Source organism: Glutamicibacter nicotianae, assembly GCF_006539525.1.
Lineage (GTDB): Bacteria > Actinomycetota > Actinomycetes > Actinomycetales > Micrococcaceae > Glutamicibacter > Glutamicibacter nicotianae.
The window spans coordinates 91,885-102,531 of record NZ_BJNE01000014.1 but is presented as its reverse complement, the minus strand read 5'-3'; the positions used below and the strand labels follow the sequence as shown (position 1 = coordinate 102,531).

General features: G+C 61.7%; 9 protein-coding genes. 6 read left to right on the top strand and 3 right to left on the bottom strand.

Going from position 1 to position 10,647, the window contains the following annotated elements:
- Positions 1 to 183: 183 nt before the first annotated feature.
- Entirely contained in the window at positions 184 to 546 is a 363-nt protein-coding gene (locus ANI01nite_RS13685; protein WP_073707675.1) for a DUF488 domain-containing protein, read from the bottom strand.
- Positions 547 to 812: 266 nt separating this feature from the next.
- Here ANI01nite_RS13685 and ANI01nite_RS13680 point away from each other — a divergent pair, with 266 nt between their 5' ends.
- From ANI01nite_RS13680 to ANI01nite_RS13665, 4 genes are all read left to right on the top strand, one after another.
- Positions 813 to 1,265, top strand: coding sequence for an FHA domain-containing protein (locus ANI01nite_RS13680; RefSeq protein ID WP_038990347.1), 453 nt, complete (start codon positions 813 to 815; stop codon positions 1,263 to 1,265).
- A gap of 74 nt (positions 1,266 to 1,339) precedes the next feature.
- Positions 1,340 to 2,095, top strand: coding sequence for a transcriptional regulator FtsR (gene ftsR / locus ANI01nite_RS13675; protein ID WP_255314542.1), 756 nt, complete (start codon positions 1,340 to 1,342; stop codon positions 2,093 to 2,095).
- 40 nt (positions 2,096 to 2,135) lie between these two features.
- Positions 2,136 to 2,618, top strand: coding sequence for a bifunctional nuclease family protein (locus ANI01nite_RS13670; protein WP_038990348.1), 483 nt, complete (start codon positions 2,136 to 2,138; stop codon positions 2,616 to 2,618).
- Positions 2,619 to 2,860: 242 nt separating this feature from the next.
- Positions 2,861 to 3,454 (top strand): MerR family transcriptional regulator, encoded by a 594-nt coding sequence (locus ANI01nite_RS13665; RefSeq protein ID WP_038990350.1) that lies wholly within the window; start codon positions 2,861 to 2,863, stop codon positions 3,452 to 3,454.
- Positions 3,455 to 3,559: 105 nt separating this feature from the next.
- Here ANI01nite_RS13665 and ANI01nite_RS13660 read toward each other — a convergent pair whose 3' ends face one another.
- Positions 3,560 to 4,375 carry a ParA family protein gene (locus ANI01nite_RS13660; protein ID WP_038990475.1) on the bottom strand — a complete coding sequence of 272 codons (816 nt, stop codon included), beginning with the start codon at positions 4,373 to 4,375 and terminating at the stop codon, positions 3,560 to 3,562.
- Between the two features lie 351 nt (positions 4,376 to 4,726).
- Here ANI01nite_RS13660 and ANI01nite_RS13655 point away from each other — a divergent pair, with 351 nt between their 5' ends.
- Positions 4,727 to 8,179 carry a pyruvate carboxylase gene (locus tag ANI01nite_RS13655; RefSeq protein ID WP_073707674.1) on the top strand — a complete coding sequence of 1,151 codons (3,453 nt, stop codon included), beginning with the start codon at positions 4,727 to 4,729 and terminating at the stop codon, positions 8,177 to 8,179.
- Positions 8,180 to 8,279: 100 nt separating this feature from the next.
- A complete protein-coding gene (locus ANI01nite_RS13650; protein WP_141358599.1) occupies positions 8,280 to 8,822 on the top strand; it encodes a hypothetical protein in 543 nt (180 codons plus the stop codon).
- On the opposite strand, the gene ANI01nite_RS13645 is transcribed toward ANI01nite_RS13650, so the two are convergent.
- Positions 8,795 to 10,606 (bottom strand): AMP-dependent synthetase/ligase, encoded by a 1,812-nt coding sequence (locus ANI01nite_RS13645; RefSeq protein ID WP_121866514.1) that lies wholly within the window; start codon positions 10,604 to 10,606, stop codon positions 8,795 to 8,797. The two genes, ANI01nite_RS13650 and ANI01nite_RS13645, sit on opposite strands and share 28 nt — an antisense overlap.
- Between the last annotated feature and the right edge of the window lie 41 nt (positions 10,607 to 10,647).

Sequence of the window (10,647 nt, the reverse complement as noted above, 5' to 3'; positions counted from 1 at the left end):
CGGCATCTTGCTGGAGTCGGTCGCAGCTTCAAGTCCGGAATATTTGCTGGGCTGGCGCGGTTGTACCACTAGGACAGGGCTATTGGACGAAAGGTGCCACGGTGGGCGGGGAATTCAGCTTCGATCTTCAGCAGGTTGTCGCTTCGGACATGGTGTGCGCCGACGGCGTGTGCTTCGTGCCTCCTACGGAGCAGACAGCTGATCCAGCAGATAGTCACGCAACACCACCGCGTGATTAGCCTGCTCATCCTTCGCTCCGTAGACGAAGGTGACCACTGGATGCTGGGAGAGTAATTCCAGGAAATCGTCGACCGCGGGATTCTGGTTCAGTTCGGTACGGTAGTGCTGCGCGAATTCATCAAAGCGGGCGGGGTCATGATCCCAGCCCTTGCGCAGCTCGGTGCTCGGCGCAATGCCCTTGGCCCAGTGATCGAGCTGGAGTACCGCCTTGCTTTGCCCGCGGGGCCAGAGCCTGTCAACCAGAATCCTGTACCCGTCCTCGGCGCTGGGCGTTGCGTATGCCCGCTTGAGCAGTATTTTCGTCATGATTCACCTGAAAGTTCCTGATATGGCCTTGCATCGATTTCATCTGTGCGAAAAGATCGAAGTGTTGGCGATCCCAGTGCATCTTCTTCTCTAATGGCATCATGCCACACTGGCCATCCTGCGCATCGGAAAATATGTACTTTCTGTTATCACTTGGGCAGTGAGTAGGCTAATCTGTAAATAGTTTGGTAATACTGACTGTGCCAACGTAGAACACAAGGTCGTCACGCACGAACTGTAAGCAGAATTTTCTGGAGGACCCCACAATGTCGGAACATCGGCCGGTTGACCCGCACAACGAGTCTGCCTCTGAGACGACCAATATCGCTCTTCCTGGGGCGCACAAGGGTGCTGAACCTTCGGTCATCTACACCCTGAGTGAAGATGAGAAAAACGCAGTTAACGCCCTTCCAGCTGGTTCTGCGCTGCTTATCGCCCATTCAGGACCGAATAAGGGCGCACGTTTCCTGCTGGACACCGACGAGAGCATCGCAGGCCGGCATCCGAACGCCGATATCTTCCTGGATGACGTAACCGTTTCGCGTCGTCACGCCAAGTTCTCCCGTACTGGCGAGCGCTTCACCCTCAGCGACATCGGATCGCTCAACGGCACCTACATCAACGGCGACCGCATCGATGAAATCCCTTTGAGCACCGGCGTGCAAGTTCAGATTGGCAAATTCCGCCTGAATTTCTACCAAAGCGTTCCCAACCTTTAAACTGGTAGAGTTCGAGGTTTTGTCCGCCGGCGTCTAGCACGCCGACATATCCATACATCCGAGGTGTAGACCCTTTGCCGATCTTTGACGCAGCCCGCAGCCCACGACTCGAGGCACCACGCCACGAGACCGTCCGGCAGGCCGCGCTGAATATCGGCGAAGTGCTCTCGGAACTCAAGGATGAATTCCCGCGCGTCACCGCTTCCAAGATCCGTTTCCTGGAAGACAAGGGTTTGATCATCCCGCAACGCACCTCAGCCGGATACCGGAAGTACTCCGCGTCGGACGTGAGCCGCTTGCGTTTCATCCTGTCCGTGCAACGCGACCAGTACCTGCCTTTGAAGGTCATCAAGGACCACCTTGACTCGGTGGACCGCGGTGAAGCACCGGCGGCATTGCCTGGGGGAGCCCCGGTGGCCCCCAAGGCAGTCAACAACGACATGGCCGAGGCCGTGGAGCGAAAGGCCCGTTCGGTCTCCATGGCTGAGCTGCAGGGGCTGACCGGTGCCAGCGAGGATCTCATCGGCGAATTGATCAAGTATGGCTTGATCGAACCGTTGGCTGGCCTGTTCGACGCCAGCAGCATCAAGGTCACCAAGTCGGCGGTACAGCTGGCCGGTCATGGCGTCGAGCCCCGCCATCTGCGGCAGTTCCGCACCGCGGCCGATCGCGAGTTCTCGCTGATCGAATCGATTGTCGGCAACGAACTGAAAAAGCCGGAAGTTTCCGCCCGCGCCCGTGCCGCGGAAGAGGCCCAGGAAATCTCCCGCCAGTGCCTGGAAATTCACGAAGCCCTAATGCAACGTGCTATTTCCCAACTAGATCGCTAGGCTGAATTCCAACAGGAAACCAGAACTCTAAGGGGCTAGTATGCTGGAACTGGAGTTTGCCGGGATCCGTATTCAACTGCCGGCGAATCAGCCGCTGCTGCTGCTCAAGTATCCAGAGCGGAATCTCTACCTGCCGCTGTGGATTGGCGCGCCCGAGGCTTCGGCCATTGCCATGTCCGAGCAAGGGCTCACACCGCCGCGTCCGATGACTCACGACCTGTTGATCAGCGTCATTGAAAGCATGGGCGTGAAACTTGAACGGATCGAAATCGTCTCGGTGCACAACGCCGTATTCGTCGCCGAACTCGTCCTCTCCAACGGCAAACGCGTGGATTCGCGTTCCTCTGATGCGGTGGCGCTGGCCGTGCGCGCGCAGTGCCCCATCATGTGCGCCGAGGATGTCCTGGAGGAAGCAGGAGTGGCGATCGAAAACGAGTCAGACGGCGAAGAAGCGCCCGAAGAGCAAATGCGGGAATTCCGGGAATTCTTGGACAACATTGATCCAGAAGATTTCTCCTCATAGAAATCGGACGTTTGGTTTCAGCGGAATACAGGCCTTGAATTGGGTAATTCCCGAAGCTCGCGCGACACGCCTTAAAGTTAAGCTTGAAGGTCTTTGACCATTAGGCATTATCGCCGTACCGTCTTTTCATAGGGACATTTAAATAGAGCTGTATTTTGATAGTCATCACTCGCATCTGCGCGGTTCTTATTCGGTCCCTGGATACTCGTTTAGGAACGTGCTGACACGCAAGGAGCAATTGGATGGAGTCTCGCCAGACTGGACCTCACTATGGGGTCGATGGTGGCACCAAGCAATCCAGTACCCAAGGATTGCTCTTCACCGATGACCTGCCTGAGCTGGACGAGCATGCAGGCTACCGTGGTCCGATTGTGTGCAAGGCGGCAGGCATCACCTACCGCCAGCTCGACTACTGGGCACGTACCGGCTTGGTGGAGCCAGCAGTGCGCGGAGCCAAGGGCTCTGGCAGCCACCGGCTCTACTCCTTCCGGGACATCCTCGTGCTCAAGGTCGTCAAGCGGTTGCTGGACACCGGAGTATCACTGCAGCAGATCCGTTCGGCTGTTTTGCATCTGCGTGAACGCGGTGTCGAGGATCTTGCCCAGATCACCCTGATGAGCGATGGCGCTTCGGTCTACGAATGCACGAGCGCCGATGAGGTCATCGACCTCGTCCAGAAGGGCCAAGGCGTGTTCGGCATCGCCGTGGGCCGTGTCTGGCGCGAGGTCGAAGGATCGCTGGCCCAGCTGCCATCTGAGAGCTCTGCGCAGCAGACCCTGCCTGAAGACGAGCTGGCTGCCCGTCGTGCCGCCAAGGCCGCTCGCAACGTCGGCTAAGCTCGGGACTGGAAACCAATACTTAAACTACTGGCCGGATCTTCCTTCGTGGAAGATCCGGCCAGTAGTTTAAGTTCCAATTTCTCCAGATATCGTCCGGAGATCCTAGGTGTTGTTCGGGCCTGCGGCAGACATGACTTCCTTGAGCAAGGCGTCGAACTGGGCCAGCATCGGGGCGGTGGCTTTCGAAGGCCACTGGTGCACCGAATACGCGGCGCCCTGGATCTGCTGCCACTCCGGGTGCTCGGGAATTTCGGGCTTGACCATGGAATCGCCGAACATCTGGCGCATTTCGCCCAAGCGGAAGGTGTGCTCTGCAGAATCCTTGCGGACCCGGTTGGCGACGACGTGTACCGGTCCCAAGGAGGGAGCGAACTCGCGGCGGAACAGTTCCAATGCGCGCTGGGTGCGCTCGGTGCCGGCGACGGAGAACAGGCTGGGTTCTGCGACCAGCAGGAGCTGATCCGATGCGCTCCATGCCATGCGGGTCAGGCCGTTGAGCGATGGCGGGCAGTCGATGAGCACCAGCTGGTAACCGCTGGTGCGGCTCAGGAGCTGGGAGAGGCGGCGCAGGTCGCGGGTGCGCAGATCAGGGCGATCGTAGATTCCGGTGAAGGCGTCGCCAACAGCAACGTCGAGCACTGGAATGCGGGTGCGGGATTTCTTCTCTGCTGCCTTGGACTGCCAGGCGCTGGCGACAACCTGATCCTGCAGGCGGGCACGGCGAGCGTTCTTGAGCATCTGCCCAATTGGCTGCTTTCCGTTAGCCCGGACTCCGAGGCCAGTGCTGGCATCCGCATGGGGATCCAGGTCAATGACGAGAGTCGGAATGCCGGCGGCAAGTGCTGCTGAAGCCAATCCGAGTGTCACGGAGGTTTTTCCTACGCCACCCTTGAGGCTGCTGATGCTCACTACGTGCACGGACCAGACCACGCCTTTCACTGTTCGTTAGTTTAAACGTCCCACCGAATTTTTAGTCTCTCATCATCATAGTGTGCCGACCGGCGTTTCTCCGACTTCGCAACGTGAGTTTTTGCCATTAGGCACAAGTTAGTGATTAAAACTTCACAGCTCCAATTATTTCATGTGGTCTGACCATAGGATGAAATGTTTGGACGTTCTGGAGATTCCCCGTGTAGGGTATTTCACAGAAGTGGTAAATGCTTGCCGCTTTTCGAGACCCGACACGCTGGTATGGCGGGCAAGCACCTGGCGGAAACAGTCCCGAGGGTGCCGTTGTGCCAGCGTGTAATGATTCGATGTAGGGACACTATGTTTGAAAAGATCTTGGTCGCCAACCGCGGTGAGATTGCAATTCGTGCCTTCCGTGCCGGCTACGAGCTGGGCGCAAAGACCGTTGCTGTCTACCCACATGAAGATCGCAATTCGATCCACCGCCAGAAGGCCGCAGAGGCCTACCAGATCGGCGAAGAGGGCCATCCGGTCCGAGCCTACCTGGATATAGACGAGATTATCCGCGTTGCCAAAGAAGCCGGCGCGGACGCAATTTACCCGGGCTACGGATTCCTCTCGGAGAACCCCGACCTCGCCCGCGCTGCCGAAGCAGAAGGCATCAAGTTCATCGGTCCAAAGGCCGACGTGCTTGAACTGGCCGGCAACAAAGTCGCGGCACTGAAAGCAGCCCGCGAAGCAGGCATTCCGGTACTGGAATCCTCCGAGCCAAGCGACGACGTCGACTACCTGATCGCCGAGGCCGATCGCATCGGCTTCCCGATCTTCGTCAAGGCAGTAGCCGGCGGCGGCGGGCGCGGCATGCGCCGCGTCGACAAGCGCGAAGACCTGCCGGAACTGATGGGGGCGGCCATGCGCGAAGCCGGCACCGCCTTCGGCGACCCAACCGTCTTCCTGGAGCAGGCAGTGCTGCGTCCGCGCCACATCGAGGTGCAGATCCTCGCCGACGAGCAAGGCAACATCGTCCACCTGCATGAGCGCGACTGCTCGCTGCAGCGCCGCCACCAGAAGGTTGTCGAGATCGCTCCGGCACCGAACCTGGACGAGTCGATCCGCCAGGCATTGTTCCGCGACGCCGTGAAGTTTGCCCAAACCCTGGGCTACCAGAACGCCGGTACCGTCGAATTCCTCGTCGATACCGTGGGCGAGCGCGCCGGTCAGCACGTCTTCATCGAAATGAACCCGCGCATCCAGGTGGAGCACACGGTGACCGAAGAAGTCACCGACATCGATCTGGTCCAGGCGCAGATGCGCATCGCCTCCGGCGAATCGCTGAAGGACCTGGGCATCAGCCAGGACGCAGTCCAGGTGCGTGGCTGGGCACTGCAGTCCCGCATCACCACCGAAGATCCGGCCAACGGCTTCCGTCCGGATGTCGGAACCATTACGGTGTACCGTTCGGCCGGCGGCTCGGGCGTACGCCTGGATGGCGGCACGATCTACACCGGTGCGGAGGTCTCGCCGCACTTCGACTCGATGCTGGTCAAGCTCACCTGCCGCGGCCGCGACTACGCCACCGCCGTGGCCCGCGCCCGCCGTGCGCTGGCCGAGTTCCGCGTGCGCGGCGTGGCCACCAACATCCCGTTCATCCAGAATGTGCTCAGCGACCCGCAGTTCCTGGCCGGTGATGTCGCTACCAACTTCATCGATTCCCGTCCGGATCTGCTTACCGGCAACGAGTCCCAGGACCGCGGCACCAAGGCGCTGAACTACCTGGCCCATGTCACGGTGAACCAGCCCAATGGCAGCCGTGTCGAGGGCATCGACCCGCGCAAGAAGCTTCCCGCGTTCCCGGGCGACAAGTCCGACGAGCCGGAGCGTTCGCCATTCGACGGCCCGTCGAAGTCTGCCGCACCGGTTGATGGCTGGCGCCAGAAGCTGCTGGAGCTGGGCCCCGAGGGCTTTGCCAAGGCGCTGCGCGACTCGAAGGCGGTGGGCATCACCGATACCACCTTCCGCGACGCGCACCAGTCGCTGCTGGCCACCCGCGTGCGTACCCGCGACCTGCTCGCCGCCGCTCCGGCCTACGCGCACAACGTGCCGCAGCTGTTCTCCATGGAGGTCTGGGGCGGTGCCACTTACGATGTGTCCCTGCGATTCCTGGGCGAGGATCCATGGAAGCGCCTGGAGCTGCTGCGCGCCGAGCTGCCGAACATCCCGCTGCAGATGCTGCTGCGCGGACGCAACACCGTGGGCTACACCCCTTACCCGACCGAGGTAACCGACGCATTCGTGAAGGAAGCAGCCTCCGCCGGCATCGACATCTTCCGCATCTTCGACGCGCTGAACGATGTGTCGCAGATGGCCCCGGCCATCAAGGCAGTGCGCGAAACCGGCACCGCGGTCGCCGAAGTGGCCCTGTGCTACACCGGCAACCTGCTGGATGCCAACGAGAAGCTGTACACCCTGGACTACTACCTGGACCTGGCCCAGCAGATCGTCGATGCCGGTGCGCACATCATCGCGATCAAGGACATGGCAGGCCTGCTGCGCCCGGCCGCTGCCACCAAGCTGGTGACCGCCCTGCGCGAGCGCTTCGACCTGCCGGTGCACCTGCACACCCACGACACCTCCGGCGGCCAGCTGGCAACCCTGATGGCTGCCATCGATGCCGGCGTCGACGCCGTGGACGTGGCCAGCGCGGCCATGGCGGGCACCACCTCGCAGCCTTCGGCGTCCGCACTGGTTGCGGCGCTGGAATTCACCGAACGCGATCCGGGCCTGTCGCTGGATGCCGTGGCGTCGCTCGAACCGTACTGGGAAGCAGTGCGCGCGATGTACAGGCCATTCGAATCCGGACTGCCGGCGCCGACCGGCCGTGTCTACCAGCATGAGATTCCTGGCGGCCAGCTTTCGAACCTGCGCCAGCAGGCCATCGCGCTGGGCCTGGGCGAGCGTTTCGAAGCCATCGAGTCGATGTACGCTTCGGTCAACGACATGCTCGGCAACGTGGTGAAGGTTACCCCGTCATCCAAGGTCGTCGGCGACCTGGCCCTGCAGCTGGTCGGCTCCGGCGTGCCCGCCGCGGACTTCGAAGCGAACCCGCAGAACTACGACATCCCGGATTCGGTCATCCAGTTCCTCTCGGGCGAGCTGGGCAACCCTCCAGGCGGATGGCCAGAGCCATTCCGCACGAAGGCGCTGCAGGGACGCAACGTCAAGGCCCGTATCGAGGACCTCTCGGCGGAAGACGCGGCGGCGCTGAAGTCGGATTCGGAGACGATCCGCGGCACCCTGAACCGGCTGCTCTTCGCAGGCCCAACCCGCGACTTCGAGAAGTCGGTGGAGAACTACGGCGATTTGTCCGTGCTGCACACCCGCGACTACCTCTACGGCCTGGTTCCAGGCATCGAGCATGTCATCTCGCTGGGCACCGGCGTCCGACTGCTCGTCCGGCTGGTATCGGTGTCGGAAGCTGACGAGAAGGGCCTGCGCACCGTCGTGGTCAACCTCAACGGCCAGTCCCGCCAGGTCAGGGTCCGCGATGAATCGGTGGAATCCACCGTGAAGTCCGCGCCGAAGGCCGACCCTAACGACAAGGGCCATGTCGCCGCACCATTCGCCGGAGCCGTGACGGTCAACGTCAAGGTCGGCGACTTGGTCGAGGCCGGCCAGTCGGTAGCCACCATCGAAGCCATGAAGATGGAGGCAGGCATCACCGCCAACACCGGCGGCGTGGTCAGCCAGGTAACCCTGAACGGCACCAGCCAGGTGCAGGGCGGTGATCTGCTGCTGGTCATCGAACCGAAGTAGCACCCGCCGTACCCGGAGCGCAGGGGCTCGCGACCACGGTTGCGGGCCCCTGCGCTCTGCCGCAAATGATCGTGCGAACCAACTAGCTGAAGGAGCAGGGATGCGCGCACACAAGACGAAGCCCGGGGCTGCGCCCGAGGAGCTGAAGCAACAAGTTGCCGAGCTGGGATCCAGGATCCTGCCCATCTCGGTACTGGTCTTCACCCTCGACACGCATCTGCCATTTTGCGAAATTGCCGAGCACTTGGCCGAGCAATTCGGCGAGCTGGAGTGCCAGGCCACGGTAGCCACGGCCGGGCCGCAGCGCGTGCAATCGGTGATGGAAGGCAAATTCACCGGTGTGAACGTGCTGGTGGCGGTGGGGGATACAAGCGCCGAATCCGAAGACCGGTTGATGGAACTGGTGGAATGGCTGCTGGCCAACGGCCGCAAGGAGCTTGCCGCGAACCTGATCTACGCGGTGCTCGGCCACGAGCACCAGAAGCACCCTGCCCCGGCGTTCAGCCGCGTGGTCCTGCCGCGCAGCTACTATGCCCGGACACAGCAAAGCGGCCTCAAGTTGCCTTGGGCCGCTTCAGCTCGCGAATCGTGGGAGTTGGCTCATGCTGTCCTGGATTATGCAGTGGGCTTGGGAGCCGAGTAGATCTGATCGATCACTGCTTCGTAGTCCTTGAGCACTACCGCACGCTTGATCTTCATCGAGGGAGTCAGATGGCCGGTTTCCTCGGTGAAGTCAGCGGGCACGATGCGGAAGGACTTGATTGCCTCTGCCTTGGAGACCGAGGCATTGGCCTTGTCGATTACCGCCTGCACGGTCTCGAGCACCTTCGGGTGGGTCGACAGCTCCTCCAGCGACAGGTCCTTGTCCATCTGGTGGCGGGCCAGCCAGCCCGGCAGGGCTTCCTGGTCCAGGGTCACCAGGGCCGCAATGAACGACCGGCCCTCGCCGATGACCACGCATTGGGATACCAGCGCGTCGGCGCGGATCTGGTCCTCGAGCAGGGCAGGAACCACGTTCTTGCCGCCAGCGGTCACGATGATTTCCTTCTTGCGGCCGGTGATCTTCAAGAATCCATCGGCGTCGAGCTCGCCGATATCCCCGGTGTGGAACCAGCCGTCGGTGAAGGTCTCGTCCTGGAGTTCCGGGCGGTTGCGGTAGCCGCGCATCACGCAGATGCCCTTGGCGAGGATCTCGCCGTCAGCGGCAATGCGCACGGCGTTGCCCGGCAGCGGCTTGCCGACGGTGCCGATCTTGATGCGGTCAAGCGTATTGACCGAAATCGGCGCGGTGGTTTCGGTCAGTCCGTAGCCTTCCAGAATGGTCACGCCCATCCCGTTGAAGAAATGGCCCAGGCGTTCGCCCAGCGGGCCGCCTCCGGAGACGGCATGGCGGATGTTGCCGCCCATGGCGGTGCGCAGCTTCTTGTAGAGCAGGGCGTCGAAGAGCTTGTGCTTCAGATTCAGCGCCAGCGGAACCTTGCCCTGCTGCGTGGCCTTGGAATACGCCACCGCGACGCTGACGCCGGCGTGGAAGATCTTGGCCTTGCCGCCGTCCTCGGCCTTGAGCATGGCCGAGTTGTAGACCTTCTCGAAGACGCGCGGCACGGCGAGGATGAAATTCGGCTTGAAGGACTGCAGGTCCTCGAGCAGGTGCTTGACATCCGGGGTATGCCCGGTGCGGCAGCCGGCGGCCACGTTGACCACCGAGATGAAACGGGCGAATACGTGGGCCAGCGGCAGGAACATGATGGTCGATGCGCCCGGGTAGACGGCACCGGGCAAGGCAGCCACCGCATTCTCGGCCAGTTCCACGAAGTTGCCGTGGGTCAGCTCGCAGCCCTTGGGGCGGCCAGTTGTGCCAGAGGTGTAGATGATTGTGGCGACATCTTCCAGGGATGCGCCTGCCCGGCGGGTTTCGAGCAGCTGGTCATCGACGTTCTTGCCATCTTCGGAGAGCTGGTCCAGCCCGCCGTCGAACTGCCAGACATGATCCAGGGAATCGAGCTGCTCCTGATGGGCGGCGCGGCGCACGACCGCTTCTTGGGCGGCGGCCTCGACAACCACGGCCTTGGCGCCGGAATCCGAAACGATCCAGGCAACCTGGCTGGGGGAGGAGGTTTCGTAGATGGGAACGGTGATGCAACCGGCGAACCAGATGGCGAAGTCGACCAGTGTCCACTCGTATCGGGTCTTGGCCATCAGGGCGATCCTGTCGCCGGCCTCGATGCCGTTGGCGATGAAGCCCTTCGCGATGGCCCGGGCATCGGCAGCGAACTGCGAGGCAGTGACATCATTCCATGTTCCGTCGGCTCCCGGCTTGGAGAACAAGGCCGGGTTCGCCGCTGAATTCGCGTGGCGCAGCAGCAGATCGGTAATGTTCGACTGCTCTGGCGAATGAATGCGAATTGGCGAGCTGTATTCGCGCATCTGGTCTTCAACTCCTGAAACTTCGTGTGACCCCATTAGCA

Excerpts from the sequence above, each read along its gene's own strand:
- ANI01nite_RS13655 (WP_073707674.1), top strand. The coding sequence starts at position 4,727 with ATGTTTGAAAAGATCTTGGTCGCCAACCGCGGTGAGATTGCAATTCGT.
- ANI01nite_RS13650 (WP_141358599.1), top strand. The coding sequence starts at position 8,280 with ATGCGCGCACACAAGACGAAGCCCGGGGCTGCGCCCGAGGAGCTGAAG.
- ANI01nite_RS13685 (WP_073707675.1), bottom strand. The coding sequence starts at position 546 with ATGACGAAAATACTGCTCAAGCGGGCATACGCAACGCCCAGCGCCGAG.
- ANI01nite_RS13665 (WP_038990350.1), top strand. The coding sequence starts at position 2,861 with ATGGAGTCTCGCCAGACTGGACCTCACTATGGGGTCGATGGTGGCACC.
- ANI01nite_RS13680 (WP_038990347.1), top strand. The coding sequence starts at position 813 with ATGTCGGAACATCGGCCGGTTGACCCGCACAACGAGTCTGCCTCTGAG.
- ANI01nite_RS13670 (WP_038990348.1), top strand. The coding sequence starts at position 2,136 with ATGCTGGAACTGGAGTTTGCCGGGATCCGTATTCAACTGCCGGCGAAT.
- ANI01nite_RS13645 (WP_121866514.1), bottom strand. The coding sequence starts at position 10,606 with ATGCGCGAATACAGCTCGCCAATTCGCATTCATTCGCCAGAGCAGTCG.